The 26668-nt window shown below is 46.1% G+C and carries 25 protein-coding genes; 11 read left to right on the plus strand and 14 right to left on the minus strand.

The genetic code is table 11. From position 1 onward, the window contains the following. Positions 1–187: 187 nt before the first annotated feature. The 3 genes from psb34 to QUB08_RS09985 form a co-directional block, all read right to left on the minus strand. Entirely contained in the window at positions 188–355 is a 168-nt protein-coding gene (gene psb34, locus QUB08_RS09975; protein ID WP_106333461.1) for a photosystem II assembly protein Psb34, read from the minus strand. 69 nt (positions 356–424) lie between these two features. Beyond that, entirely contained in the window at positions 425–1456 is a 1032-nt protein-coding gene (locus tag QUB08_RS09980; RefSeq protein ID WP_333224600.1) for a thiazole synthase, read from the minus strand. Next, positions 1431–1949 carry a CdiA C-terminal domain-containing protein gene (locus QUB08_RS09985; protein ID WP_333224601.1) on the minus strand — a complete coding sequence of 173 codons (519 nt, stop codon included), beginning with the start codon at positions 1947–1949 and terminating at the stop codon, positions 1431–1433. The genes QUB08_RS09980 and QUB08_RS09985 overlap by 26 nt, the downstream gene beginning before the upstream one ends. Before the next feature lie 45 nt (positions 1950–1994). On the opposite strand from QUB08_RS09985, the gene QUB08_RS09990 reads away from it, so the two are divergent. Next, positions 1995–2696, plus strand: a complete 702-nt coding sequence (locus QUB08_RS09990; RefSeq protein WP_333224602.1) for a Crp/Fnr family transcriptional regulator — start codon at positions 1995–1997, stop codon at positions 2694–2696. 426 nt (positions 2697–3122) lie between these two features. On the opposite strand, the gene QUB08_RS09995 is transcribed toward QUB08_RS09990, so the two are convergent. From QUB08_RS09995 to QUB08_RS10015, 5 genes are all read right to left on the minus strand, one after another. After that, positions 3123–3458 (minus strand): cupin domain-containing protein, encoded by a 336-nt coding sequence (locus QUB08_RS09995; protein WP_333224603.1) that lies wholly within the window; start codon positions 3456–3458, stop codon positions 3123–3125. A 174-nt stretch (positions 3459–3632) separates the two neighbouring features. Continuing rightward, on the minus strand, positions 3633–4412 hold the full coding sequence (locus QUB08_RS10000; protein WP_333224604.1) for a class I SAM-dependent methyltransferase: 780 nt from the start codon (positions 4410–4412) through the stop codon (positions 3633–3635). A 526-nt stretch (positions 4413–4938) separates the two neighbouring features. Further along, a complete protein-coding gene (locus QUB08_RS10005; RefSeq protein ID WP_333224605.1) occupies positions 4939–6516 on the minus strand; it encodes a sodium:proton antiporter in 1578 nt (525 codons plus the stop codon). Positions 6517–6535: 19 nt separating this feature from the next. Continuing rightward, a complete protein-coding gene (locus tag QUB08_RS10010) occupies positions 6536–7471 on the minus strand; it encodes a DUF389 domain-containing protein (protein WP_333224606.1) in 936 nt (311 codons plus the stop codon). Between the two features lie 233 nt (positions 7472–7704). Beyond that, a complete protein-coding gene (locus QUB08_RS10015; RefSeq protein ID WP_333224607.1) occupies positions 7705–7956 on the minus strand; it encodes a hypothetical protein in 252 nt (83 codons plus the stop codon). On the opposite strand from QUB08_RS10015, the gene QUB08_RS10020 reads away from it, so the two are divergent. The 4 genes from QUB08_RS10020 to QUB08_RS10035 all read left to right on the plus strand — a co-directional run bounded on the left by QUB08_RS10020 (position 7955) and on the right by QUB08_RS10035 (position 9286). Then, positions 7955–8365, plus strand: a complete 411-nt coding sequence (locus tag QUB08_RS10020) for an MAPEG family protein (RefSeq protein ID WP_333224608.1) — start codon at positions 7955–7957, stop codon at positions 8363–8365. The two genes, QUB08_RS10015 and QUB08_RS10020, sit on opposite strands and share 2 nt — an antisense overlap. 188 nt (positions 8366–8553) lie before the next feature. Then, positions 8554–8736 (plus strand): hypothetical protein, encoded by a 183-nt coding sequence (locus QUB08_RS10025; protein WP_333224609.1) that lies wholly within the window; start codon positions 8554–8556, stop codon positions 8734–8736. Beyond that, positions 8705–9064: a hypothetical protein gene (locus QUB08_RS10030; protein ID WP_333224610.1), complete on the plus strand. Its 360-nt coding sequence runs from the start codon at positions 8705–8707 to the stop codon at positions 9062–9064. Before QUB08_RS10025 ends, QUB08_RS10030 begins: the two co-directional genes overlap by 32 nt. A gap of 51 nt (positions 9065–9115) precedes the next feature. Further along, positions 9116–9286, plus strand: a complete 171-nt coding sequence (locus QUB08_RS10035; protein ID WP_333154609.1) for a hypothetical protein — start codon at positions 9116–9118, stop codon at positions 9284–9286. A 156-nt stretch (positions 9287–9442) separates the two neighbouring features. Here QUB08_RS10035 and murD read toward each other — a convergent pair whose 3' ends face one another. After that, positions 9443–10789 carry a UDP-N-acetylmuramoyl-L-alanine--D-glutamate ligase gene (murD, locus tag QUB08_RS10040; RefSeq protein WP_333224611.1) on the minus strand — a complete coding sequence of 449 codons (1347 nt, stop codon included), beginning with the start codon at positions 10787–10789 and terminating at the stop codon, positions 9443–9445. Positions 10790–11305: 516 nt separating this feature from the next. Next, a complete protein-coding gene (glyS, locus tag QUB08_RS10045) occupies positions 11306–13486 on the minus strand; it encodes a glycine--tRNA ligase subunit beta (protein ID WP_333224612.1) in 2181 nt (726 codons plus the stop codon). A 179-nt stretch (positions 13487–13665) separates the two neighbouring features. On the opposite strand from glyS, the gene QUB08_RS10050 reads away from it, so the two are divergent. Continuing rightward, entirely contained in the window at positions 13666–14793 is a 1128-nt protein-coding gene (locus QUB08_RS10050; RefSeq protein ID WP_333224613.1) for a HetZ-related protein 2, read from the plus strand. Between the two features lie 507 nt (positions 14794–15300). Beyond that, positions 15301–16458 (plus strand): hypothetical protein, encoded by a 1158-nt coding sequence (locus QUB08_RS10055; protein WP_333224614.1) that lies wholly within the window; start codon positions 15301–15303, stop codon positions 16456–16458. A 525-nt stretch (positions 16459–16983) separates the two neighbouring features. On the opposite strand, the gene QUB08_RS10060 is transcribed toward QUB08_RS10055, so the two are convergent. From QUB08_RS10060 to trpB, 4 genes are all read right to left on the minus strand, one after another. After that, positions 16984–17616 carry a ribonuclease D gene (locus QUB08_RS10060; protein ID WP_333154622.1) on the minus strand — a complete coding sequence of 211 codons (633 nt, stop codon included), beginning with the start codon at positions 17614–17616 and terminating at the stop codon, positions 16984–16986. A 2-nt stretch (positions 17617–17618) separates the two neighbouring features. Beyond that, complete coding sequence (locus QUB08_RS10065; RefSeq protein ID WP_333224615.1) at positions 17619–17765, minus strand: hypothetical protein; 147 nt, start codon at positions 17763–17765, stop codon at positions 17619–17621. Beyond that, positions 17749–18255, minus strand: coding sequence for a CAP domain-containing protein (locus tag QUB08_RS10070; RefSeq protein WP_333154614.1), 507 nt, complete (start codon positions 18253–18255; stop codon positions 17749–17751). Before QUB08_RS10070 ends, QUB08_RS10065 begins: the two co-directional genes overlap by 17 nt. A gap of 286 nt (positions 18256–18541) precedes the next feature. After that, on the minus strand, positions 18542–19780 hold the full coding sequence (gene trpB, locus QUB08_RS10075) for a tryptophan synthase subunit beta (RefSeq protein ID WP_333224616.1): 1239 nt from the start codon (positions 19778–19780) through the stop codon (positions 18542–18544). A 255-nt stretch (positions 19781–20035) separates the two neighbouring features. Between trpB and QUB08_RS10080 the strand changes: the two genes are divergently transcribed. The 4 genes from QUB08_RS10080 to QUB08_RS10095 all read left to right on the plus strand — a co-directional run. Then, the gene (locus tag QUB08_RS10080) at positions 20036–20404 is read left to right on the plus strand and encodes a translation initiation factor (protein WP_190737631.1); all 369 of its coding nucleotides are present in this window, start codon (positions 20036–20038) and stop codon (positions 20402–20404) included. A gap of 152 nt (positions 20405–20556) precedes the next feature. Next, positions 20557–21150, plus strand: coding sequence for a recombination mediator RecR (gene recR / locus QUB08_RS10085; protein WP_190744271.1), 594 nt, complete (start codon positions 20557–20559; stop codon positions 21148–21150). A gap of 346 nt (positions 21151–21496) precedes the next feature. Further along, a complete protein-coding gene (locus tag QUB08_RS10090; RefSeq protein WP_333224617.1) occupies positions 21497–23626 on the plus strand; it encodes a prolyl oligopeptidase family serine peptidase in 2130 nt (709 codons plus the stop codon). 770 nt (positions 23627–24396) lie between these two features. After that, on the plus strand, positions 24397–26668 hold a 2272-nt coding region (locus QUB08_RS10095), incomplete at its 3' end, for a DUF4347 domain-containing protein (RefSeq protein ID WP_333224618.1).

A 26668-nucleotide genomic window follows, 5' to 3' on the forward strand; every position in this document is an offset into this window, starting at 1 on the left:
AGGAAAACACCAAATTTATGCTCGTCTTATTTAGCTTTCCAGCTCGCTCGGCACGCTTCAGGATTGTCGCAACTCCCTGCTTTGTATTGAAACACAAAAACCATGTTTCCATTGGTTGGAAAACATGGTTTCTCGAAGGATTATTTAAAATTGCGATTTGAAGCAGCTTTGAGTCTCAGGCCAGTTTTCAGACGGAGGCAGCCACGTACACCAAACCGGCGACTAACATGGCTGCTGCAATACCCATGATGATGTAGTTGCGTTGCTGATTTTTGTTGGGAGGTACGGCTTCATACACCTTCGGCTCTTTAGCAAAGTTGTTCAGGCGTCCATCGTCATCTTTGATGTAAGGCATCAGTCACAATCCTTAATATTTTTGATGTTTACAACTGTACCAAAAAAGCGCCCAGGAAAATTCGGCCATTTATTTGGAGGTGACAGTGCCTGTTTGAGGAGAAGAGGCGATCGCGTAATCTTTGATCGGCATTCTGCCTGCTAAGTACGCCATCCGCCCCGCTTCTGCGGCCATTCCCATTGCTTTTGCCATTGCCGGGGAATTTTGGGCATTGGCGATCGCCGAATTAATCAACAGTGCATCGGCTCCCATTTCCATTGCTCGCGCCGCTTCGCTGGGGGTTCCGATACCCGCATCGACTACCACAGGAACCTTCACCGTGTCAATAATTATTTGAATGTTGGCCGCATTGTTGATCCCTTGCCCTGAACCGATGGGCGAACCTAAAGGCATGACTGTCGCACAACCGACTTCTTCTAGGCGTTTTGCCAGCAGGGGATCGGCATTGATGTAGGGCAAAACGGCAAAACCTTCTTTAACTAATTGTTCTGCAGCTTCCAAAGTGCCGATCGGATCGGGAAGCAAATATTTAGCATCGGGAATCACTTCTAATTTGACAAAATTATTGTCTTCTTGCCCTAAAAGTTTCGCCATTTCCCGGCCTAAACGAGCTACTCTAATTGCCTCATCCGCAGTTTGACAACCGGCAGTATTTGGCAGCATCCAAATTTTAGTCCAATCAAGAGCCTCTGCCAATCCTTCATGACCGGGAGCATTTGTTTGCACTCGCCGCACAGCTACAGTCACAATTTCGCACCTGCTAGCGTTGACACTTTGCTGCATTTCTGCGATGCTGCGATATTTTCCCGTCCCCGTCATCAAGCGAGAATGAAAAGTTTTGCCGGCAATAACCAGAGGTTTATCTAAAGGTGGCGTTGCTGTGTCTACTGGATAGCCAAAAATACTGTATTCAAGTGCTTCTTCCCACTGTTTTCTACCACCCATCATCTCTTCAAGCAGCCAACCTTCTTTGATAGTTAGATCGTCGCGGGTAACAGCATATAAAATTTGCCCTACAGTAATTAATTTAGCATCTCGCGGCATATTATTTTTCAACCCGCACTCTACGATTTCTTTAAATTCGCTGAAATGGTCTTCCATTTTGCCAGTCTTCCCTTGTAATGATTTGAATTTGTTTGGTGTTGGCAACAAAAATTATTTGTTGAATCTGGTTTTGGCTATCCCAAAACAGACCTTGTTTGATGCCAGCGTTGATTTTCCAGACATCGTAATTTTCTCGGTTGATGTGAAAAATAACTACTGATGCACCTTGATTTTTTGCCAGGCTGATTCCTTCTTGAACTCGATACCTGATGTTCCTCGTAGATTCTGTTAACTCCTTAAATTCGCAAATCTCACCGTCAATCTCAGCGTCTGGCGTTCTCACACCTTCTGCTGCTTGCTCACTCAACATTCTAACTCTCTTCCCTATTTTAGCCAAAACTTCAGCAAGAAAGATTTCCGAATTATTAAGATTATGTTGTTGGTGGATGAGCACAAATCCGCCAGCTATCTCATCAAAATAATATCGCCGATATTCTGGTTCTGCATTTTCGTAGATGGCTCTGCTTGTTTCGATATATTCAGAATTCACCGTTATTATACTGTCAATAGACTCCGATCGGGTAGAGTTAAAGGTATGAAATCAACTGTTGAGCAACTGGCTAAAATTGGAATATTTACCAGCTTAAACCAAACTGAATTAGAGCGATTGCAAGAACATACAGCAATTCGGACTTACCGACAGGGAGAAGTTGTGATGTATGAGGGCGATCGCATCCCCGAAAAATTATACACTCTTTTGAGCGGTTCTCTGCGGGTTGCAAAAACAGCGGCGGCGGGCAAAGAAACAATTCTCCGCACTTTATTTCAGGGAGATATTTTTGCCGCACCTGCTTTGCTAGGCAACGGCATTGCCCCGGCCACGGTGACTGCAGAAACTGATGTGGAAGTTCTTACCACAGAACGGGAAGTTTTGCTAGCAGCAATTCGAGAAAATCCTGAGATTGCGTTGCGAATATTGGCGGTTTTTAACCAGCGGTTGCAGCAACTGCACGAGACTGTGCACGGTTTGGTGTCGGAAAGGGCGATCGTGCGGCTGGCCCGATTTATTCATTATTTTGGCGTCGAGCAAGGTACGAAGATTGCTGATAATAGTGTATGTTTAGAAAAACGTTTTCCCTACTATCAAATTGCTCGCAGCATAGGAATTACCTACGAAGAATGTGTGCGCTTGTTTAAGAAACTCAAGCCGTTTGTCTCCTACAGTAGAGGGGGTAAAATTATTGTATTGGATTGGGACAAATTGGAGGATATCGCCTCTGGAGATGAAATAGACTAAATGTTAAAATCCCAATTGTTGTATGGCGGGTTTCACAAACAATATTTGACTGCTACTAACTATAGCCATCCTAAATCATGTGTAAATTTCTTACTCCCTCCCCTTGATAAGGGGAGGGTTGGGGTGGGGTCAAAAATTTACGACTCCTGCAAGGATTGCTATATCTATATAAACTCGCCCCCCACAACCCAGGGCGGTTTCATTCGACCTAGGGGCAATCCCTCGTGAAGATCCCCCCTGTCTGAAACGCTTGTGAAATCGTCTGTGGGGGGGTAGGCACGGGGAGTAGGGGTAGCACTACCCCTACAAATTCGCGATTTTCGTGAGAATGAAACCGCCCCCCACAATCTGTGAATCGGGGCGGGTTTATGAGATGATTGATTTTAGGCAAGTATGAAACCCGCCCCCCAAGCAATATTGCGGAAATTAATTAGCCTCGGAAAGTGTCAAAATAAACGCCAAATTTTCTTCGGCTTTCAAAGCGTGAAGAGTTTTACCAGGCATGAAGATAAACACCCCCGGTTCCAAAACAATATCCTTGCCTTCCAAAGTCAAAATACCCTTTCCTTCTATGACATTAACTGTGGCATTCCGTGCCGATGAGTGTTCGGAAATTTCTGTTCCTGCAGCCAGACAAAATAAACTGTACTGACAATTATTGTCTTTGACTAAAATTTTGTTCAGCACTCCGGCGGCGGGATATTCAATTGCGTCTCGGAGTTGGATTGCTGAAGATTGTAGCGGTAAAAGAGTAGTAGTCATAGTTTTTGACAATTAATTAATTTGGTCACAAGTCTCGAATTTATCAGTGGGTTCACTTTCTTCCATCGAAAATCGAAAATCGATTAATTTGGTCAGGAACCCCCGGATTTATCAGTGGCTTCACTTTCTTCAATCGAAAATCGAAAATCGAAAATCGAAAATCGATTGAGTCGGTTAAGATTGTTTTTTGGCAGAGATAACGATGTAGCCTAGATCCTGTTGGTAATGCTGGAAAACTCGACGCATTGCTAAGATACGATCGCGAATTTGCGATCGACTTAATATATTCCACAAAATCCGCACAGTACCCACAAACCCTTCATCTTGCAGCATTCGCGACAAGTTGAGGAGCCCCATCGCCCCACTTTGACACTTTTCTACTTGCAAACCCACGTTTTGGTAAACAGCAATCCAGCCAGACTCAGACAAAGGCGTTGAATTAGCCCGAGTCACTTCTGATAAAGCTTTGTGAATTTCAGCTTCTCGGTTTCTAGCTAAAAGTTCGTGAGAGAGAAACTTGCCGCCTGGTTTTAGCCGATCGCAAATTCCCGATACAATTTTAGCTTTCCCCGACGGCGACTGCATCGTCAGGATAGCTTCAGCCAACACCCAATCAAACTGTTGGGAAATCCGATCCAAGTGAAAAATATCTCCTTCCACAATTTCCACTCGATCGCTCAAACCCGCTGCTGCAACATTAGCACGAGCGCGGGCCACACTGTCGGGATTTTTCTCAACTCCCACTACTTTTACGCCAAAACGTTCAACAAGGGCGATCGAACTATATCCAAAACTAGCAGCCAACTCCAAAACAGTATCCCCTGGCTGAAAATCCGCCCATTCAAATAACTGTTCCGTAGCAAATTTCCCCCCCGGCCTCAACATTTTCTTACCCGCTGCGGCCAGCACTTCATGTCCGGGTGCAGTCTTAAAATTGAGAGCAGTATTGGTCATTAAATTGACCTCCTATTTAACCTTACTCTCAGTTTGCCAAATTTTTCCAAATCTTTCTATGATCTAGCTCATATTCAAATTATCGTAGGCTAACGAACCCTACAATATCAGGAATTATATCATGTCCGCCCCTCAACAATTCGGACTGTTTTTGATTACCAACACTGCTTTCAGTCGATCGCTAAACACCAGTCATAATTTTAGTAGAACTTATTGCTGTTAATCAGGCCAACGAATTCGCTGCGAGTGCGCGAAACCTCCCAAAGCAACCAAAATCCGCACCAAAAGCTAACGGTAATTCTGGCAGAGACTTGATGAAACTCGATATACCCAAGCTTACTAATCCGGCCGATTTAGCGAGGCCTTCCCATAGATAAGCTGTTACGCATTTAAATTGGAAATTCGGGACAGGCTAGAAGCCCGTCCCACAAGAGTTTTATTGATTTTTGACACACAGTTTAAATGTAGAACAGCTTAGCACGTCATAACTGAAAAAAATACAGGGATTCTCTCTACAAACATCCTCTTAAGAAACAATTTTCTCATTCCGCTCTTTAAAACATTGCTGCAACACAGAAACAGGCAGCTCATTCAATTGACCCGATCGTACAAATTCAGCATAAGTATCAGCCTCTATTGCCTGCAAATCCCCTTCGAGTTTGTCAATAGTCATCTGCCGCAGTTCAGGAGATCGATCGTACATTTGGTTGATTTCTGCTTGCAGCAAGTTTAATTTTTCTTGAAGCTGACTCACGAGATGATTGGAAAACTCAGGCTCGATTTTACGATCGCCCGATACTTCAGATAGATGCTTGAGAACCCGATTGAGAGCCACACGTTGGGCGATCGCCTCCAGATACTCCTGGCGGAACTCCTGGTTCTTCAACAACCCCAGTTTTTCCAGCAGCGCCTTGGTGGTTAAACCTTGTACTAGCAGCGTAAATAAAACTACGCCAAACACGATCGCAATAATTTTTGGTCGATCGGGCAGAACATGGGGTACGCTCAAAGCTAAAGCAATCGAGACAGAACCCCGCAATCCTCCCCACCAAATTACAGTTTGATCTGGCAATGAAATTTCCGAGTGTCCTAACCAATTGCTCAACCATCCTAAACCAAAAATAGCGATCGCTCGCGTCACAAACATCGCCACTACAGTTATGCCAATCACTCCTAAATTCGTTCCCAAATCAGCAAACCTCATCTGATCGCCAATCAGCAGGAACATGATCGAATTTACAAAAAACGCCAAAAAATTCCAAAATTGTGTTACCGCAAGTCTGGTACTGGGTTGCATACCGATACGAGAGCCGAAATTTCCAAATATCAAGCCCATCACCACCACACCAATCACCCCAGAACCACCCAATTCCTCAACAATTATATAAGTGCCGTAGGCTGAAACTAAGGTTAACGATTGCTCCACCAAAGGTAAATCAAATGGTTGAGTCAGATAAGAAACTCCAAAACCGATTAAACTGCCGACAACAACCCCAATTCCCACAAAAGCTAAGAAACGCGCAATCAGAATTGGGATGCCAACGTCATCAGTCCCTAGAGAGAATCCCACCAAAAAACTAAAGGCAACAATAGCAATGCCATCATTAAATAAACTCTCTCCCTCCACCAGCAAAGCTAGGCGTTTTTCAACTCCCAGTTCCCGGAACAATGCAATTACAGAAACAGGATCGGTAGCAGATATACTAGCTCCTACCAACAGGGCGATCGCTAAAGAAACACCCGCTATTTGGTTGAGAGCAAAAGCCACGCCAGCAACAGAAATAACAACACCCAAAACCGCATAAAGAGCGATCGGCACTAAATCCCGCTGGAGTTTAGGCCATTCCAAATTCCAAGCAGCTTCAAACAAAAGAGGCGGCAAAAAAATCAACAGAATCAGTTTTGGCGAGAGCGACACCAATCGCACATCTATAAAAGCCAAACCCAACCCAACAATTACTAAAAGCAGCGTGTAGGGAATTTGGCGCAACCAGCCCCATATTTGCGGCAGCACCGCCACACTTAAGGAAACTAATAGCACTAATAGAAATTGCTTCAGATTCCCCTCGATCGTCACTTGGTTAATTAGAGTTTCTGGGGTCATACAATTAGGGCTAAAATAGCTAAAGTTTCGGTTTCGATCGGGACTTATCCGGCGTTGAGCGCCGCACTTCTTCAACTTGACTGACTTGAAAAATTAGGGTAAATTGTTGACCCATTTCTTTTTCGACAAATGCTTCTAAAAGCTGCACTTGTTTGGGTGTCAAAGCTTGGCTGCTGCGAACACTCAGACGAACTTCCGGCGGTTTCGTCAACCAGTTAGTATCAGTTGCAATCAGTTCCACCCGTTGAAAAGTAATAGTTCGGTTAAGCAGCGCCCGCTTCAGACTGGCTTCGAGTTGCGCTTGCTCGATCAATTCCGCAAAACTCACGCCCAGAGGAATTACAAGTATAGCCGTCAATGCTAGCGCCCAAAAGATGGCTTTACGGGCGCGATGCAGGGGGGTGTAGCCGGCCATCAAAAAGGTTAGCATACAGGAGAGAGTAATTCCCAGCAAATTAGTAAGATACAGGAGGCTGGCTCCCAGGCTGAGCGACCAATTAGCTTGAGATAAGCCTAAACCTATAACACAAATTGGCGGCATGAGAGCCACCGCGATCGCAGTTCCCGCCAGAGTAGCAGAAACTTTGGGCTGAACTTTCGCATAGCCGCTGATTCCCCCAGCGGCGATCGCAATTCCTAAGTCTAGTAATGTAGGTTTAGAACGAGCTAGAACTTCGCTCCCAAAGTCGGGAAGTTGTACCAAAGCGCCCAAAAAATAAGCTAGAAAAATTGCTAGCCCCGTCCCCACTGCTAATGCAATTAAACCTTTGCGGAAGATGAGAACGTTACCTTCTACCGCTCCAAATGCTAACCCTCGGATTGGCAACATCAGAGGGGCGATGATCATAGCACCGATGATGACGGCCGCACTGTTGGCAAGCAGTCCAAAGGTAGCGATTATACAGGAGCCGAAAATTAAGACAAGATAGTTAATATCTAGGGTTGATTCTTCCAACAAGTCAACTCGTATTTGCTTTAAAAGCTCTGGAGCAATCCTGCTCCTGGTGAAATATTTAAGACGGTCTCGAATATTTTTGAGCAAAATAATCTCCTTAAGTCGGGGGATTGTATCCGTATGGAGGTGCGGTCAGGCGATTTTAGATTTTAGATTTTAGATTTTAGATTTACTCCACAAATTTTAGATTTTAGATTGACTCCAATGATGAATCTGGGAGCTTGAACAAAAGTCTAAAATTTGGGGCGGCTCACGAGAGGAGTCGCGGGTTTGTATCCGTCTGCAGGTGCAATAAAAACAATCAAAATCCCAGCCAGCAAGTTTTTGAGGATGTCCCGGAACCCGAAAGCAATTGCCGCGCCACTAATACCCAGCAGTTGAATCAAATCCCCTGCCTTGAATGACGGAATGGCGATGAATAACCCGATCGGCAATAATTGATTTATAATTAAGATATATAGTCCACCCCAATAATACCGAATCATGCTCGCAGAAGCAAACGCCACACTTTGGCCTAGTCTAATTACTGTTTCAGCATTAATTCTCTACTTCGTTGTTACCATCAACGTCGGCAGAGCTAGATTCAAATATAAAGTTTCTCCCCCGCAGATGACAGGAAACCCAGACTTTGAGCGAGTGGTGCGAGTTCAGCAAAATACCTTAGAGCAAATGATTCTATTTTTGCCCTCGCTGTGGCTGTTCTCGCAATTTATCAGCCCAATTTGGGGCGCCGGTATCGGCGCAGTTTGGATAATTGGACGCATTTTGTTTGCTTGGGGTTACTATCAAGCTGCCGAAAAAAGAGCGGCAGGATTTGGCATTAGTACCTTAGCTACTTTAGCTTTGCTTGGTGGGTCTTTAACTGGCATAGTTATGTCGCTGCTGAAGGTTTGAGCGTAGCTTCAGCAGTGACATAATTGTTTTTCTACTCGTTTCCAGGCTCTGCCTGGTAACGCAGATCCGGAGGCTCACCCTCCAATTTTCCTGGTTAAAAAGCGAGGCAGAGCCTCTGGAAAGCGGTTCCCTGGCAGAGCCAGGGAACCAGTTAAATCCAAGTCTTTCAATCACCTTCAGGAGTAAATATGTCAGAAACCAACAAACCCGTATTTGAAATTAACCCGCAACTTTTTCAGCAGCTTGTCGAGTGGCAAGAAAAACTTGAACGAGAAGATGAATTAGCAAGCGAGTCAGAAGACGAGAAACCAACTGAGGTAATAACTCCTCCCGACAGTGATGAACAGCATTCTCAAACAGATAATTCCTAGCTGGTGGCTAGCAGCATCTTTGGTATTTCCGGCTGCTGTCTCGGCTCAATCGCTGACACCTAGCCAAATTCAGCAAGTCAATAGCGGTTTGTTTCGTTCTAACTCTCAAGATTTCTTTCAGCAAGGAAATCGCCAACTGGAAAGAGAAATCGCAATTTTGTTGCAAAAAAATGTCGCTTCCCAAGGTAATATTCTGGAGATTGATGAAAAATTGCGCTCTCAGCTTTGTAGGCAATTTAAAATATCGTCGTCGCCTTCTGATACAATAAGTGCTGCTCAGATTGCTGATTTTCAGAGCCAATTAAAAGACATTTGCAGACACAATTAAAATGAAAGTGAGGTCAATATTCAAAGTTTAGTGCTAATGGATAAAGAGGCCATGGCAAAGTTGAAAACAGCCATGCTGGAAGCGGAAACCGCTGCTCATTTGGCGGCAATCATTATTGATTATACTCATGAGGAGATAATGATAGTTTTTCAGGAGCTAGAATGGGAAGAGCAGGCTAGAATTAAGGATATTTGGAAGACAGTATGGACGGGGGGTTTATGAAGATTATGGTTAGCCAATTAAAGATGTTGGTGAACCCGCCTCTTGTATCTTGAAAGCGGTAGATTGTGATTGACAGTTGAGTGGGGGCGGGTTTACGAGATTATTAGTTTTATGCCTAAATTGTTGGTGAACCCGCCCCTACGCGATTGGTGTCGGTTAAATCAGGGATTCGAGGCATAATTGGCGGAAATGATCGCCCCGTTGCTCGAAGTTTTGGTATTGATCGAAGCTAGCACAGGCTGGAGAAAGCAGCACTACTTTAGCATGATTTTGTTTGCCTAATTCTGCTGCTCGCGGGATTGCTCGTTCCATTGTTTCGACTATTTCCCAAGCGTTGTAATTTGCTTGTTCGAGCCGATCGGCAAAAATACCTGCCGCATCCCCAATTAGCAACACCGCAGCAGCTTTCGCTTTGATTGTATCAATCCAAGCGCGATCGTCCCCTTCTTTGGCGTCGCCGCCCGCAATTAAAATCGCCGGTGCGCTTACAGAAGCCAACCCAACTTGGGCGGCGTCATAATTAGTAGCTTTGCTGTCGTTGATGAAATCTATGCCTTGCCAAGTGCAGATGTGTTCGAGGCGGTGCGAAACTCCGGGGAATTTAGCGATCGCCTGGGCGATCGCACTTTTATCTATCCCCGCCAAATTAGCCGCTGCTACCGCCATTAACAAATTCTGCAAATTGTGTTCTCCCACCATCCGCAAAGACTCAGCAGGCAAAATTTTATCGCTTTGAGCTATTACCCAACCATCTTGAATATAGGCTCCAAAATCTGTATTTCCCAACAAATCTTTTTCACCTTTGACACTCGTCCAACACGCATCCGGCCAAATGTCAACTCCTTGCTGCCGCAAACAAGGATCGTCACCGTTAATTACTTGCAATTCCGACTTTTTCAGCAAATGGGCTTTAATGTTGTAGTAATTTTCCAAAGTTTTGTGGCGGCTGAGGTGATCCGGCGTCAAAGTCGTCAAAACTCCGATGCGCGGCGCTACAAACGGCGAGGATTCTATCTGATAGCTGCTGATTTCTGCGATTACCCAATCCGGCTGTTTTTCGCCTAAAGCTAATTCGCACGCAGCATAGCCAATATTGCCACAAGCGGGAGCGTAAAGCCCTGCTTCTGCAAAAATAGCAGCAATTAAAGCAGTAGTGGTAGTTTTGCCGTTAGTGCCCGTAATTCCCACCCAAGGAGATTTGAGGTAACGCCACGCGAGAGCCATTTCTCCGATTGTTTCAATTCCTAACTCTCTGGCGCGCACTAATGCTGGACTGTCCCAGGGAACGCCCGGACTTACTACTATTAATTCTATAGATTCGACTGGTTCAAAGGATTTACCTAACTCAACATTAATTCCTTCGTTAGCAAATTCCTGTTGCTGTTCGAGCAAGTTTGGGGAAGATGAGCGATCGCTCAGCGTTACTTCCCATCCTTCGCGTTTTAGCAGTCTGGCGGCGGCAATTCCTGATTTTCCTAGTCCAATGATATGAGCGATCGGCATAAGTTTTGTGTGTGATGGAGCGAACTTCCCTGGTTTTATAAGTTTATATCTTAACCTTGAATTGGTTATTGACTATTGGCCATTTTGCTTATTTTTTAAGAGAGCGATCGAACTCTGCCCAGACGCGCGCGGTTCGGCAATAATTCTAATAGATTTACTCGTTTTATTGGTAAGCTTTAATGTTATTGGGAGCGAGATTTTTAACAAGTAGGTTTCTCAAGTTGGTTTGCCCGCTGGCCCGCTCGTTTGCCGCCAGGCCCGCCAGGGGTTGAAAACCCCTGTCTAACAGCTAAAGTCAGTTAAAACTGACTGAAAAGTTTGGTATGTGTGGGTTTCAGTCCTCTTAAGAGGACTTTCGCTTTGAGACGGGGGTTTCAACCTCCGGCGGACTGAAAAGTTTAGTATGTGTGGGTTTCAGTCCTCTTAAGAGGACTTTCGCTTTGAGACGGGGGTTTCAACCCCCGGCGGACTGAAGCGGAGGTTTTCAATCCCCGGCGGACTCAAATATTTTAAATTCTAACCTTTCACAATCGCCCCAAAGTCAGCCAACACCCGCGCGTGATTCCGCAGCAAACCCAGTAAATTTAACCGATTTTGCTTAATTTCCGGGTCAGAATCCATCACCAAAACGCTTTCTGGCCCGTCGAAAAAGTTGCTGACAGTCGGAGCAATTTCCGTCAAACTATCTACTAACTGCTGGTAATTCCGAGTTTGTTTGCATAGCAGCGTTTGCGGCACTAACTGCACTACTGCATCGTAAAAAGCTTGTTCAGACGACTTTTGAAATAACTCCGGTTTCACCGCCGTTTTCGGTTCCAATTCAACTTTATCCAAATCTCCTTGAGCCGCCAAACGAGTTGAACGGTTGACTGTTTCGTAAATCAGATCCAAAGTCTGGTTATTGCGGATTTCTTGCAGAAAAAGCGCTCTTTCCAGTGCGTCCAACAAATCTCTCAATGCTCGTTCAGTATATTCTGGGTCGTTTTCTCCCAAAACTGCATTTACCAAATCGTAATCTACATTTTTTTCTTCTTGCAACAAAGTTCTAATTCTTTGTAAGAAAAACTCGTATAACTGCGATAGCAACTCCCCAGGTGTTTCTGGGCGCGCTGCCGTAAATTCGGCAACAACTTCTGCGAGCAACTTGTGCAAGTTGACTGGCAACTGAGCAGCCCAAATAATGTTAGTTATTGCATTGGCGGCGCGGCGCAAAGCGAAGGGATCGGATGAACCAGTCGGCAACATTCCCAAACCGAAGATGCTGACTAATGTATCTAATTTGTCGGCTATTCCGACAATTTGACCTGTGAGAGTTTGGGGCAAATTGTCGCCCGCACCTTTAGGCAAATAATGTTCAAAAATCGCTGTGGCTACTTCTTCCGATTCGCCGCTTGCTAAGGCGTATTTCTGCCCCATGATTCCTTGCATTTCTGGAAGTTCGTAAACCATTTGGGTTACGAGGTCGGCTTTGCAAAGTAAGGCTGCTCTTGCTATGTAAGCTTGTTCTTCGGCTGTGATTTGCAGTTGATTGGTGATGAGGCTGGCAATTTTGCACAAGCGATCGACCTTTGCACGCACAGTCCCCAAATCTTCCTGGAAAGTAACTTTTTCCAACTTGGGCAAATAATCCTCTAGAGGCTTTGCCAAGTCTGCTTTGTAGAAAAACTGACCGTCTGCCAATCTCGCCCGCACTACTCGCTCGTTACCTGCAGCAATAATCGCGGCTTTAGCCGGAGACCCGTTGGAAATTGTAATAAAATAGGGCAGAAGTTCGGGATAACCGGGGCTTTTGAGGATGGGAAAATACCGCTGGTTGGTAACAATAATTGTGGTGATTACTTCCGGCGGCAATATCAAAAATTCTTCGTCAAATTTGCCGACAACTGCGTTCGGCCATTCTACTAAGTCAGTGACTTCTTCTAATAAATCTTCGGTAATGGCGGCGTAACCGCCTTGTTTTGTTGCTGCTGCTTCTACTTGTGCTTTAATTTGATTTTTGCGCTGGGTTCGATCGACCTCCACGCAAGCAGCCCGCAGACACTCGACATAATCCTCGGCTTGCGGAATCGAGACCCCCCCCGTCCCCCCCTTGGCAAGGGGGGGTGTAGGGGGGGTGTATAACACCCGGTGGCCTTGGGAAATTCGATCGCTCTTGACCGTATCCGAACCGCTCACCAATGTAATTGGCAGTACAGTATCATCCAACAGGGCCACTAGCGATCGAATCGGGCGCGGAAACTTCAAATCTCCGTCGGCCCACCGCATAAATCTTTTGCCTTCTAACTTATTAATCCACTGCGGCACAAGTTCTGTCAAAATATCCGCACTCAGCCGCCCCGGAATCTTTTTGATCACAAACACAAAATCGCCTTTATCGGTAGCGCGAACTTCCAAAGCATCAATTTCTACGCCCTGCTTTTTCGCAAAACCTTCGGCTGCTTTCGTCGGTTTGCCATCTTTAAAAGCCGAACTCGCGGGTGGCCCTTTTACCTCTTCTTCTCTATCTAATTGCTGAACTGGCAGTCCTTTCACCAGAACGGCCAAACGCCTCGGAGTAGCGTATACATTAATTGAGTCATTTGTCAAGGATTCTTCGGCAAGAGTTGCAGGTACAAGTCGCTGCCACTGCTGGGCGCTGCTTACGACAAAAGATGCGGGCAATTCTTCTGTACCGAGTTCTAATAAAAAGTTAGGCATATCGCACCGTAATGGAATTTTGTTTAGGGTAATTTAAGGTAATTTATCCGATCGCGCGTTGGCGTTAGCGAAGCGATCCGAAGGAAAGCCCTCGAAGAGGATCGTAGTATCTGAAAAATACTCAAAAATCCAGGATACCACGTAAAATCGGGGGTGAAAGACAAATAGCTCAACAGCTCATGACCTTGGCGGAAAGACTGGCACAAGATTGGAAGTCACGACTTGAACAAGATTGCCCGGACGAAAATTCTAGCACCCGCGAGAGTGTTGTCCGCTGGCTGTTGGGAGACAAGCCCGAAAGATTTGACACTCTTAGCCCAACTCAATTGTCTGTCGCCTCCGGCGCGATCGACTTTTTATATCGAATTTTGATTTCTCGGTATCTGGGAGTACCGCCAGAAAAAGCTTACCGCAACTTGATCGGGCGGCTCGGCGGTTTGGTTGTGCTCCGGCAAAAAATCCAAGCGTGGGTTTCCCTGAGTCGCGACAGACAGCGGAGTGCGGTGGAGGTACTACAAGAAGTGATTCAGGAAATGCTCAATTCCGATCGCTACCTGCAGCAGCAAGTCGCTTGGATTGCCGAATGCACCTCAGACAGACGGCTGCGAAATGCTTTGCTGCTAGCGAGTACAGAAGAATACTGCTTGCGGCCGATCCGCAACCAGCCCCTGCTGGTGTACCGTTTTGTCAACTACCTGCGGCGTGCCCAGCGCGGCGGGTTGACCCAAGTGCCTGCTGGAGACTGGGTGCGGCTGGTGTCGGAACAGGTTCTACCCGACGAGACAGACGAACCGCTCAGCCTGCTAGACGAACAGGCGATGTCCGAGTATCGAGAAAATCAAGCTTGGGAAGAGCAGCAAACTCAGCGGCAGATTGTCCAACAAGAATTTGAGAATTACTTGGCAGCTGAAGTCGATCCGCTGGCTTCTCGGTGGCTGCAGCTTTACCTGCAAGGTCGTTCCCAAGAGGCAATTGCCGAGGAGTTGAAGGTTCCGATCAAGCAAATTTACCGCTTGCGAGAAAAAGTCAGTTATCACGCGATTCGGGTTTTTGCGGTCAAACAAGCACCGGAATTAGTCGCCAACTGGCTGGAAACTTCGCTCAAAGAACACAGTTTGGGCTTGACTCCCGGTCAGTGGCAGCAATATTTACAATATCTCACGCCGGTTCAGCGGCAGTTGCTCGAATCGCTGAAAGCAGGGAAAAGTGTAGAGACGATCGCATCTGAATTAAAGCTGAAAACCAATCAAGTCATCGGCGAGTGGAGCAAACTTTATTTAGCAGCTCAATCGCTCCGCAACGAGTAGATTGGTTGGGTGGCGGGCAATTGCTAATTGTTAATTGGCGGTAGCATTTTTCAGAATCCGCGCTACAAATCAATTCCCGAACAGCCACAGAGTTCTGCAAGTTTCCCCGTGGAAAACCGCGCGATCGCCCCTTGTATCAAATCAGATTAGAGCGATCGGGATATCGTAGCGCTGCAGTGACGATCGCGCTCCGAGATGATCGCAGTCAACTCTCTGGGCTAAGATACTAGCAGCACGATCGACTTTTCAGGATTTTTTAACCAATCCTAAATTCAGCGGTTGCCCGTAAATCATCGGTTGTGGTGCATCTGTAATACTTGCGTATTCCTGACATAATTCTATTGTTGCTAGCCACGGGAATCTGTCTAGGGCGATCGATGATAGTGGGTCTAGACTGCGCTAGTCATCATCTAGTTCTCAATCTTTTGGTAGAATTTAAGGCTGCAATACAGAAGGGAGAAAATTCTGGGACTAAGGATTTTTCTTTAATAAAAGCTTCCGGTTGTTATGCCAATTCCTCCGTCAGGGAAGTTGCAGGGTTTAATTTTATCGCATCAGGTTGGTGCGTCGCGCTCGATCGCGCTTCCAACTACAAAGCAGCTAATGGTACATACATCTTCAACAGACTCGGCAGCTACAATGGACTCCGATCGAATATTTCACCTAATCGATACAGTTGTCCCCTTTGAAGCTTGCCTTTATTATCAAGTTTTGCCTTTATCTCTAGAAGGTAATCTATTTAAATTGGGCGTAGTCGATGCCCAAGATGACTCCGCCTTGGACTACGTGCAGCGGATTTTAGCTTACATGAATTGCTCAGTCACAACAGAGCAAATTGCCTCGGAAACTCAGCGCTCGATGCTCTCAGCTTACTTGCTGCACGGGAACCAGATCCGAGAACCCAGCCAGACAGAAACCGCCGCAGCCCCAAAACCCAAAAATCCCCCATCAGCAACTTCAGGCCCCAATGCAGCAACGCTGCTGTCTGTGCCAGAACCCTCGATGCCCCCTCCTGAGCGGTTTAAACCTGCTGGCGCTGAGGTTCCCCCGACACCGACACAGCTATCGGTGTTGAATGTCGAGGCCTTGCACTTGTCAAGCCGAGTGGAAGTTTTGGCAACTTTGCCCGCGCCCCAACTCCTACAAGAATTGCTCGGTAGAGTGCTGCGAGAGGGTATCGGCCGCCTGTTTTTTGAGCGGCACCAGTCCCAAGGTCGCATTCTTTGGAGTCAAGACGGCGTTTTGAAATCGATGCTCGAAGGTATCGATATCGTCCTTTTCCAAGAGGTCATCGACGAGTTGAAGCGGCTGACAGATATGCCTGTTGGCCCGGTGGAACAGCCCAAACAAGTCGAAGTTGAGCGCATATATCAAAACACTCATTTGCTGTTGCGCTTGCGGGTAATGACGGTGGGCGGTAAGGAAGAAGCCACCCTGCAAGTTTTGCGGGGGGCCGCTTTGAGGTTTTACCAGCAGCAGCAGTTGTCTACTTTGAGTCGGGACGCACTGCGGCTGGCCGAAGAATTACAGCGGAAAGTGAATCAAATTCGCGATCGAACTCGGCTTTCTCCTGTGCATTTAGAGGGGTTGCCCGCTTTGGAACAGGTGATTAGAAATGTTGACGACCAAATTGAAGCTTTACTGCACGAACACAATCCCGATTAGCCATAATCAGCAATAGATCACTGTTTTGAATTTTTTTTTTACTCATATCGTTTCCGGTTGTATCGGAATGATTTAACCGCAGAGGGCGCAGAGAACGCAGAGGGAGAGAATACAGAGAGGAATAACTCCGATGCTACCGGATTTGATATCACATCAAGTCCGGTCAAATAATAATAATTACGTTTGTAGTGAGGACTCAAGTCCAAGCGAGTTTTATGATAACTCAAGTCTTCATTACAAACCAATTTGATGGCTGTTGTGCGAGGTGATATCTACTCCGGTCGATTCCCTCCGCTTCGCTTCGCCCGAAATCAGGTAGGGGCGGGTTCACCAATAATATCTGCCAATAATTGACAATCTCAAAAACCCGCCCGGCCGGGATATTATGGTCAATCGATCGGACATAGTATGACACAATATTATACCATTTCAAAAAAAGAATGCAATTGTATGCCCGTGATCTAAACCCTGGTAGTCATCATTCATTCCCAATCTACAATCTAAAATCTAAAATCTAAAAGGGTATTAGCCGTGCTCGAAAACATCCTTGTACTGCAATAAATCCAAACTCACAAAAACGGGCAAACACTGAAAACATTGCTGTGCAATTTCCCAGCGTTCTTCTCGCTGCAACATAGCAGTCAACTTTTGTTTAGCGTTCAGCAAATAGCGGACATCATTAGCAGCATAATTTAGTTGGTCGTCAGAAAGATTAGTGGCATTTCCCCAGTCGGAACTTTGAGATGTTTTATTTAATTCTACCTTTTCGAGTTCGAGAATTAATTCTTTCAATCCGTGTTTGTTGGTGTAAGTTCTAGCAATTTTACTAGCTAGCTTTGTGCAGAAAACTGGTGCAATGTCAATACTTAAATTGTAACGCATTGTTGCCATATCAAAGCGCGCAAAATGAAATACTTTCTCAATATTTTCGGCTTCCATTAACTTCTTTAAATTCGGGGCCGCAGTCTGGCCTTTGGCAATCCGCACCACTGCAACTTTACCTTCGGGATTGCACAACTGCACCAAACACAAGCGATCGCGCCACGGCATCAAACCCATTGTTTCCGTATCAACGGCGATCGCCTCTGCTGTCAAATAATAAGATAAGAGAGAATCGGGAATATCACCATCGCACACTTGAAAATCTGCAAATTCCATTATTAGTAATTTTTGACTGTTGACTGTTGACTGTTGACTGTTGACTGTTGACTGTTGACTGCCTTCTTCCTTCTTCCTTCTTCCCTCTTCCCTCTTCCTTCTTCCTTCTTCCTTCTTCCCTCTTCCTTCCGCTTACCGACTGCGGACAAAAAGCTGAGTAAAATAATACTCCCCTTTGGCATTTTTCGCAACCCCAATACCGGTCACATTAAACTGACCCTCCATATTCTTACGGTGGCCGTCACTTTTAATCCAACCCTCAACAGCATTGCGTACCGGGTCGCTGTAGCCAAAATTATAAGCAAGATTTTCAGCTACACTTTGATAAGGAATCGTAATTGCTTTCGCCCGCCCCTCAAATCCATCGTGGCTGAAACGTACTTTACCGTTAGCCATATTTTCGCTGTGAATTCTTGCTATCTGAGTGATTCGCTGATCGATAGTCAGCGGCGGCAACTTTTTAGATGCTCGGTATTGATTTATCTGTTGGTTAACCGCTTTTTCTAAGTCAGTAATAGCACTCGAAGCAACATTAGTATTCATGGGAGTTGGTGGCAGCGATCGCGTAGGAATGGAGGTGTCACACTTTGGCAGGATTGTCAACAATCCCAAGCAAATCGAAATCAAACCTTTGGACATGAAATCAAACGAGAAATAAAGTTAATTGTTACCATTAGTGTCAACTTAATGCCAAAAGTAGTATGAGTATACCGTCTGAGGATAAGCCTCTATATCCCCCTCGCATACCCCCTACTCCCCCTTAATAAGGGGGACGAAAGATCGCTTCCAGTTCCCCCCTTATTAAGGGGGGCTAGGGGGATCTAGACTTCGATACAAACGAGAGATACAAAGGATTTTAGTCTTAAGTTGACACCAATTAATTGTTACCGATTCCTACAGAGCGATCGCCCCACATTCCGCTAACCTAGATATTCAGAACCTTCGCCACAGTGTTCACATCTTTGTCGCCGCGTCCCGAACAATTAAGCACAATGCGCGGATTGCCTGTTAGCTGCGGGCATAGAGTCTCTAAATAGGCGATCGCGTGAGCAGTTTCCAAAGCCGGAATAATCCCCTCCAACTGCGAAAGCCGCTGAAATGCTTCCAGTGCTTCTGCATCAGTTACGCTATAATATTCAGCTCTGCCCGCATCCTTCAAATAACTGTGTTCCGGCCCCACACCCGGATAATCCAAACCTGCACTAATCGAATGGGGTTCAATCACTTGACCTTCATTATCTTGCAGCAAATAACTCATCGCTCCGTGCAGAACTCCCACACTTCCCTTAGTCAAAGTAGCAGCGTGTTTATCAGTTTCCACACCTTCGCCCGCCGCTTCAACACCAATCAATCTGACAGTTTCTTCCCCGACAAACTCGTGGAAAAGACCCATTGCATTAGAACCGCCGCCGACGCAAGCTAATAAAATATCCGGCAAACCACCCCACTTTTCCTGACACTGAGCCCGCGTTTCTTCACCGATTACCGCATGGAAATCGCGTACCATCATCGGGTAAGGATGCGGGCCAGCTACGGAACCGAGAATGTAATGAGTTGTCTCCACGTTTGTCACCCAGTCGCGAATCGCTTCCGAAGTCGCATCTTTCAGCGTTCCCGTACCCGCCGCCACCGGCCGCACTTCGGCACCCATCAAGCGCATTCTAAACACATTTAAAGCCTGTCTTTCCATGTCGTGAACGCCCATGTAGACAACGCATTCTATACCAAAACGAGCGCAAACTGTGGCGGTAGCAACGCCGTGCTGACCGGCACCAGTTTCAGCAATTACCCGCTTTTTACCCATGCGTTTTGCCAGCAATGCTTGAGCTAAAGCGTTATTAATTTTATGAGCTCCGGTGTGGTTTAAATCTTCGCGTTTGAGGTAAATTTGCGGGCCAGTTCCGTCTGCTTTAGCGTAGTGCTCGGTGAGGCGTTCGGCAAAATACAAAGGGCTGGGGCGGCCGACATAATCTTTGAGTAATTGTTGGAGTTGCTGTTGAAACTCCGGTTCGCTGCGGTATTTGTGGAAAGCGGCTTCTAGTTCAAATAAAGCGGGCATCAGGGTTTCGGGGACGTATTTGCCGCCGAATTTGCCGAATCTGCCGAGGGAGTCGGGGCGTTGGGCGCTGGTTTCGGTGGTGAGAGGTAGGGGGGTGACAGTCATTTGATTTTAGATTTTAGATTTTAGATTTTTTAGATTCGCGGGTAAGCTAGAGGCTTGATGTCGATCGTACCAAAGTCGATCGTACCAAATTGCTTGGGGACTTGAGGCGATCGAACAAATTTCATTATAATTCCTTGAACGCTTGACGGGCTAATACAATAAGTAGAAGATGGGATCGCAAACGAGCGATCGCAACCATACCCCAATCCGCTAAAACTAGAAATACCAGTAAAAAAAGTTCAAGCATCTTAACCTATGGCAGCATCCAAACGCAAAGATTCTGACAGCAAAACAACCGAGGGCAAACGAATAGTTTACTCCGAGTTTGGGAATGTTGACAACTCGGCCGCCCTCCAACGGGGAGTTGCCGAAGTTCCCCCCAATCAACAAAACCTCAAAATCGAAGCATCCCGAAAAGGACGCGGTGGCAAAACAGTTACAGTCATCAGCGGCTTTCAGGAAAAACCCGAAACATTAGCCACTTTAGCCAAGCAGCTAAAAGCCCAATGCGGTACTGGCGGCACAGTCAAAGATAATGAAATCGAAATTCAAGGCGAACACAAGCAAAAACTGCTGGAAATTATCACAAAGTTAGGCTACAAAGCTAAAATTAGTGGAGGGTAAATTAGTCAATATTCCTCAGTGTACGGGCGGGACGGGTTTATGATATACTTAGTTTTAAACATAGATGGTTGGTAAAACCCGCCCCTACATCGCACAAATTATCTTGTCGCGAATCAACCAGAAATGATATTACCAATTACCGCCAATTTTTAATGTACACTCGACCTTTAGCTCGTTTAATCGAACAATTGCAGCGCTTGCCCGGAGTCGGCCCAAAAACAGCCCAGCGGCTCGCTTTACATATTTTGAAGCGCCCGGAAGAAGAAGTGCAAGCCCTAGCTAAATCTTTAATTGATGCCAAACAACAAGTAGGTTTCTGTCAAGTATGCTTTCACTTATCTGCTGACCCTGTTTGCGAAATTTGCCGCAATACCAACCGCGACAGTCATACCATTTGTGTAGTGTCAGAATCCCGCGACGTAATCGCTTTAGAAAAAACGCGGGAATATATGGGTAAATATCACGTTGTTGGCGGGGTTATCTCGCCGATGGATGGAATTGGCCCGGAACAATTGAACATTCAACCGTTAGTGCGGCGCGTCAGCCAGCAAAAAGTTAAGGAAGTAATTATTGCTATTAGTCCCAGCGTGGAAGGCGAAACTACTACTCTTTATATCGGTCACTTATTAAAACCTTTTACCCTAGTGACGCGCATAGCTTTTGGTTTGCCGATGGGGGGAGATTTGGAATATGCCGATGAAGTTACATTGGCTCGTGCTTTGGAAGGAAGGAGGGAGTTGGATTAGTTGAAAACGGGTGATGGCTGATTTAAAAATAAGAGAAACGAACCGCGAAGACGCCAAGATAACGTTCGGCGAAGCCGTTCCCGAAGGGTAGGAAGAGAAGAGAGGATGAAGAGTTTACAATTGATGCGACGAGAGCTATATTCTAAGCTTCTGCGATTGCTTCGCTCAGGCTCGCAATGACAAAATTGTAAGATATGAAACCCGCGTCGGCGGGTTTTGTCTGTGTAGCGACCGGTTTCAACCTGTCGGGTATTTGGTATTTGGTTTTTGGTCTTGAGTTTCGTTGTTCCCTGTCGTCACTGCCGCGAAAGGGTAAACTGGACAAAGTTACCGAGAGTAAAAAATCATGACTAAATTCGATCGACCTTTCACCTACCCCACAACCCGCAAAATCGACCAAACAGACGACTACCACGGCGTCAAAGTACCTGACCCCTACAGATGGCTGGAAAATCCCGACTCTGAGGAAACCCAAGCTTGGGTGGAAGCCCAAAACGCAGTCACTTTTGCCTACCTCAACGAAATTCCGGCGCGGGAAAAAATCAAACAGCGCCTGACTCAACTTTGGGATTACGAGAAATACGGCATACCTTTCAAAGAAGGATCTCGCTATTTCTACTACAAGAATGACGGCCTGCAAAATCAATCCGTACTCTACAGGTTAACATCCCTCGACAGCGAACCCAAAGTATTAATTGACCCCAACACTCTCTCAGAAGATGGAACCGTTGCTCTGGGTGGAATAGCTATCAGCGAAGACGGCAAATACATGGCCTACGGTTTGTCAAGTTCCGGTTCCGACTGGCAGGAATGGAAAGTCCGTGATGTGGCAACCGGCGAAGATTTATCAGACCATTTAAAGTGGATTAAATTCTCAGGAGCATCCTGGACTCACGACGGCAAAGGCTTTTTTTATAGCCGCTACGACGAACCCAACGAAAAAAGCAAGCACGAAGAAGTTAACTATTACCAAAAACTGTTTTACCACCAAATCGGCACGCCCCAATCTGAAGACGTATTAATCTACGAGCGACCAGACCAAAAAGAGTGGGGATTTAGCGGTGGCGTCACCGAAGATGGCAAATACTTGATTATCTCAGTTTGGCAGGGAACTGAAACCAAAAACTTGATTTTTTACAAGGATTTAACTGCACCGGAATCAACCGTTGTAGAACTGATTAGCGAATTCGAGGCTGAGTACAGTTTCATCGACAATGAGGGAGCTCTTTTCTGGTTTCAAACAAACTTAAATGCACCGTTAGGCCGCGTAATTGCGATCGACACCAACAACCCCCCTCCCTCATCCCTAGCTGGTGACGAAACCCCCCCGTCGCCCCCCCTTGGTAAGGGGGGGATTCAGGGGGGGTTCACAGAAATTATCCCCGAAGCAGCAGAAACTCTCGAAGGCATAGGCCTGCTGAACAATCAATTTGTCGCTTCCTACTTGAAAGACGCCTACACCCAGATTAAAATCTTCAACTTAGACGGCTCTTTCGTGCGAGAAGTTGCCTTGCCCGGAATCGGTTCGGTGGGAGGATTCGGCGGCAAGCGACACGACACCGAAACCTTTTATGCTTACACCAGTTTCACTGCGCCCAACACCATTTATCGCTATAATCTGGTGACAGATGAAAGTACGATTTATCGACAACCAAATGTCGATTTTAATCCCGACGATTACGAGACAAAACAAGTATTTTACCCTAGCAAAGACGGTACGCAAGTACCCATGTTTATAACCCACAAGAAAGGCTTGCAGTTGGATGGCAATAACCCCACCTACCTTTACGGATACGGTGGTTTTGGCATCTCGCTAACTCCGAGTTTTTCTGTTAGCAGGATAGTGTGGTTAGAGATGGGCGGAGTTTATGCGATCGCCTGTTTGCGGGGAGGCGGCGAGTACGGCGAATCATGGCACGAAGCAGGCAAAAAGTTGAACAAGCAAAACGTGTTTGATGACTTTATCAGCGCCGCTGAGTGGTTGATCGAAAACAAGTACACCAAACCGGCAAAATTGGCGATCGCAGGGGGTAGCAATGGTGGTTTATTAGTAGGGGCTTGCATGACTCAGCGGCCGGAATTGTTCGGTGCAGCGCTGCCGGCAGTCGGCGTTATGGATATGTTGCGCTTCCACAAATTTACCATTGGTTGGGCTTGGACTTCTGAATATGGTTCGCCGGAAAATCCCGAAGAATTTCCCACAATTCACGGCTATTCTCCCTTGCACAACCTCAAACCGGGAACGGCTTATCCAGCGACAATGATTACAACTGCCGATCACGACGATCGAGTAGTTCCGGCCCACAGTTTCAAGTTTGCTTCTGCCTTGCAAGAAACCCACGCGGGAGAAAAACCGGTGTTAATTCGCATTGAAACCAAAGCGGGACACGGTGCCGGCAAACCCACTGCGAAAGTCATTGAAGAATTGGCGGATGAATGGGCTTTTTTAGTGCGGGAACTTGATATTGACGCTTAGCAAGTGGCGTTAGAGGGTGCGATCGACGCAGTTTGATGATTTAGATATAAAGAGAGTGTAAAGGGCGATCGTTCTTTTTAATGGAAGGGCGATCATTCTTTTTTGTCACCGCAATCCTGGTATTAACATATATAATTTGTCAAGTTTTTTTGTTAACTTTTGTAGCATTGAGTTGCTATTATTACATGGCTGTGAGTTTACTGCACGCCAAATTAGTATAAGTATAAATCTCTAGAAATGCGGTACTCTCAAATTTTAAGAGCGATCGCACCTCAAAGTCCAAATCTGCCAATTTTTAGGAAATTAATATTTTCAGTATCTTTACGGTTCAAGCTGTCTGAGCCAGCCTCGATGTCACCAGACTCAGAACAGCGGCGTGAGGGGTCTGACCCCTTGTTCTGACCAAAGGGTAAGTAACTTACCATATAACTAACGTTAGACCTGATATCATTTTTCCCAAAAATAGAGGGTTTTGGCTAATATAAAGGCTGTGACCCCTTATTCATGTTATGATTGCAGCGATCTGTCGCATCAGGACATCCAAGGGCGATCGCAGTAATTCCTGTCTAATGATTGACTAACATCACAAATAACAAATCTAGGTAACTATTATGTATCATAAAAAAATAATTTTTCAAGCTTTATATGTGAAAGTTTATCGTCCTCTATGAAAAGGGGTAGCTTAGATTTAGCAACCAAATTAACCAAAAATCAAAACCATCCCTAATCTGTCAAATTGGTCATCTACACAAACACGGAAATCTACCAATATGGAAACTAAAATCTTGAGACAAGCTAGCCATAAAGCAGAGACGGCTAGCCTAAAAAATCTAGCGATTGTGGATTCAAAAGTAGAAAACTACCAAGAGTTTCTCAGGGGAGTGAAAAGCGGTACAGAAGTAATCCTGCTCGATAGAAACCGGGATGGAATCGAACAAATTGCCGAAATTGCCGCCTCGCGGCACAGCCTCAACAGCATTCAAATAGTTGCTCACGGCGCATCAGCGTCAGTAGAAATCGGCCGGGCAGAACTCAACATTCACAATATAGAAACCTATTCCAGCCAATTACAGCAGTGGGGTAAAGCTCTCAAAGAAACAGGTAGTATTCTGCTGTTAAGTTGCAACACAGGCGCCGGGGAATCAGGTCTAAAATTTATACAAAAACTCAGTGAAATAACAGGAGCAAATGTTGCAGCTTCCAATAATCTAACAGGGAGTGCAGCACTAGGCGGCGACTGGGAATTAGAAATTACCACAGGACAAATAAATACCGAAATAGCCTTTGAAAAAGAAGTCCTAGAAGGCTACACATCAGTCCTGGCTACCTTAGCGGCTGAAGAATTCAGAAATTCAACCGCGATCGGGCCTTGGATATATGGAATTGGTGGCACCTCTGCCAGACCAGGCTTAACAGCAGGTAGTACAGAAAACCTCAGCGGCGTTATTCCCGCTTTAGGGACTGGCGATCCCGAGGGAGAAGGTACTTTGAGATTAACATCAAATGAATTTAGACAAGCAGCTTTTGTAATCTACAACAACCCCATCTCAGCCACTGAGGGTCTGAGAGTTACCTTTGATTTCTTTGCCTATAACAGAGGTACTGCCCCTTCTCAACCAGTAGCGGATGGTAGCCTCCTTGGTGCGGATGGCATTAGTTTTTTCCTCATTGACGGAACCGCTACGCCAACAGCAGCCGGAGGCTACGGTGGCTCTCTCGGCTATGCTCAAAATACTAATCCAAATTCAAATTCACCGGGTATTGTAGGAGGTTATTTAGGTGTCGGATTAGACGAGTTTGGCTTTTTTTCCAACAATAATGCAGGGCGTGTGGGCGGCACGGGGCAGCGACCTGACGCAGTAGGACTTAGAGGCAGCCAAAGCACAGCTTATAATTTTTTAACTAGCACTGTCGTTCCTGGTGGCATAGACAATAAAGATACAAGCATTCGCGCTGAAGCTAAAAGAACCGTCCAAATTACCTTATTACCGGCGAATTCACCAACATTTCCTAACCGTCTGACAGTTGCCTTAGACTTGGATGGTAGTGGCACATTTGATGCAGGCGAAACACTGCTCGACATACCAAATTTGGCAATTGTAAACGGAGAAGTGCCACGTACTTTTAAATTTGGCTTTGCTGCTTCGACAGGGGGAAATACAAACATTCACGAAGTTAACAATGTCGTCGTCCAAAGTATCAATCTACCTACACTTGTAGCCGACGTTTCCATTGTTAAAAAAGGCCCGCTGTTCGCCATACCCAATAGCACCATTACCTATACGATTACCTCCACAAATAACGGGCCAAACAACGCCGAAAGCGTCCTCATTCAAGATCCGCTCCCAGAGGGCTTAACTTTCGTCGCCGCCTCCGACGGCGGCACTTTCAATCCCACAACGAGGACGGTCATCTGGCCGGCGATTCCGACTCTGGCTAACGGTGCTAGCCAAACCCGCACCATCAACGCCACAGTTTCCCCAACAGTCACAGCTCCCTTAACTAACACTGCCTATAGTACATCCAGCACTTTCGACGACAAACCTGAGAACAACAATAGTTCCCAACCCATCTCTCAAGTCTCAACTACAATTGTTGCTGCTCTTGCCGACCTAGTTACCACCAAAACCGGGACAGCAGCAGCAGCACCGGGTCAAAGAGTTACTTACACAATTTCCACAGTCAACAACGGCCCAAGCACAGCCGAAAACGTCACCATTACCGACACCATCCTTCCGAATTTAACAGGAGTAAATTTCTCCAACGGCGGTGTCTACGATCGCGATACAGGTATAGTCACCTTCGAGGCTATCAGCTTAGCCAACACAGCCACCGTCACCAACACAGTCAGCTTCATCGCACCTGCATCAGGCAGCGTCACCAACACCGCCAGAAGCACCTCAACTACGGCTGACCCGACTCCGGGCAACAACGAATCTACATTCACCACACCTCTGACACCTAGTGCCGACCTAGTTACCACCAAAACCGGGACAGCAGCAGCAGCACCGGGTCAAAGAGTTACTTACACAATTTCCACAG

Source organism: Microcoleus sp. BR0-C5, assembly GCF_036705045.1.
GTDB lineage: Bacteria > Cyanobacteriota > Cyanobacteriia > Cyanobacteriales > Microcoleaceae > Microcoleus.

Bases quoted from the DNA above. Each gene is read 5' to 3' on its own strand.
- psb34 (WP_106333461.1), bottom strand. From the start codon at position 355: ATGCCTTACATCAAAGATGACGATGGACGCCTGAACAACTTTGCTAAA.
- QUB08_RS09980 (WP_333224600.1), bottom strand. From the start codon at position 1,456: ATGGAAGACCATTTCAGCGAATTTAAAGAAATCGTAGAGTGCGGGTTG.
- QUB08_RS09990 (WP_333224602.1), top strand. From the start codon at position 1,995: ATGAAATCAACTGTTGAGCAACTGGCTAAAATTGGAATATTTACCAGC.
- QUB08_RS09995 (WP_333224603.1), bottom strand. From the start codon at position 3,458: ATGACTACTACTCTTTTACCGCTACAATCTTCAGCAATCCAACTCCGA.
- QUB08_RS10000 (WP_333224604.1), bottom strand. From the start codon at position 4,412: ATGACCAATACTGCTCTCAATTTTAAGACTGCACCCGGACATGAAGTG.
- QUB08_RS10005 (WP_333224605.1), bottom strand. From the start codon at position 6,516: ATGACCCCAGAAACTCTAATTAACCAAGTGACGATCGAGGGGAATCTG.
- QUB08_RS10020 (WP_333224608.1), top strand. From the start codon at position 7,955: ATGCTCGCAGAAGCAAACGCCACACTTTGGCCTAGTCTAATTACTGTT.
- QUB08_RS10015 (WP_333224607.1), bottom strand. From the start codon at position 7,956: ATGATTCGGTATTATTGGGGTGGACTATATATCTTAATTATAAATCAA.
- QUB08_RS10025 (WP_333224609.1), top strand. From the start codon at position 8,554: ATGTCAGAAACCAACAAACCCGTATTTGAAATTAACCCGCAACTTTTT.
- QUB08_RS10030 (WP_333224610.1), top strand. From the start codon at position 8,705: ATGAACAGCATTCTCAAACAGATAATTCCTAGCTGGTGGCTAGCAGCA.
- QUB08_RS10035 (WP_333154609.1), top strand. From the start codon at position 9,116: ATGGCAAAGTTGAAAACAGCCATGCTGGAAGCGGAAACCGCTGCTCAT.
- murD (WP_333224611.1), bottom strand. From the start codon at position 10,789: ATGCCGATCGCTCATATCATTGGACTAGGAAAATCAGGAATTGCCGCC.
- glyS (WP_333224612.1), bottom strand. From the start codon at position 13,486: ATGCCTAACTTTTTATTAGAACTCGGTACAGAAGAATTGCCCGCATCT.
- QUB08_RS10050 (WP_333224613.1), top strand. From the start codon at position 13,666: ATGACCTTGGCGGAAAGACTGGCACAAGATTGGAAGTCACGACTTGAA.
- QUB08_RS10055 (WP_333224614.1), top strand. From the start codon at position 15,301: ATGCCAATTCCTCCGTCAGGGAAGTTGCAGGGTTTAATTTTATCGCAT.
- QUB08_RS10060 (WP_333154622.1), bottom strand. From the start codon at position 17,616: ATGGAATTTGCAGATTTTCAAGTGTGCGATGGTGATATTCCCGATTCT.
- QUB08_RS10070 (WP_333154614.1), bottom strand. From the start codon at position 18,255: ATGTCCAAAGGTTTGATTTCGATTTGCTTGGGATTGTTGACAATCCTG.
- trpB (WP_333224616.1), bottom strand. From the start codon at position 19,780: ATGACTGTCACCCCCCTACCTCTCACCACCGAAACCAGCGCCCAACGC.
- QUB08_RS10080 (WP_190737631.1), top strand. From the start codon at position 20,036: ATGGCAGCATCCAAACGCAAAGATTCTGACAGCAAAACAACCGAGGGC.
- recR (WP_190744271.1), top strand. From the start codon at position 20,557: ATGTACACTCGACCTTTAGCTCGTTTAATCGAACAATTGCAGCGCTTG.
- QUB08_RS10090 (WP_333224617.1), top strand. From the start codon at position 21,497: ATGACTAAATTCGATCGACCTTTCACCTACCCCACAACCCGCAAAATC.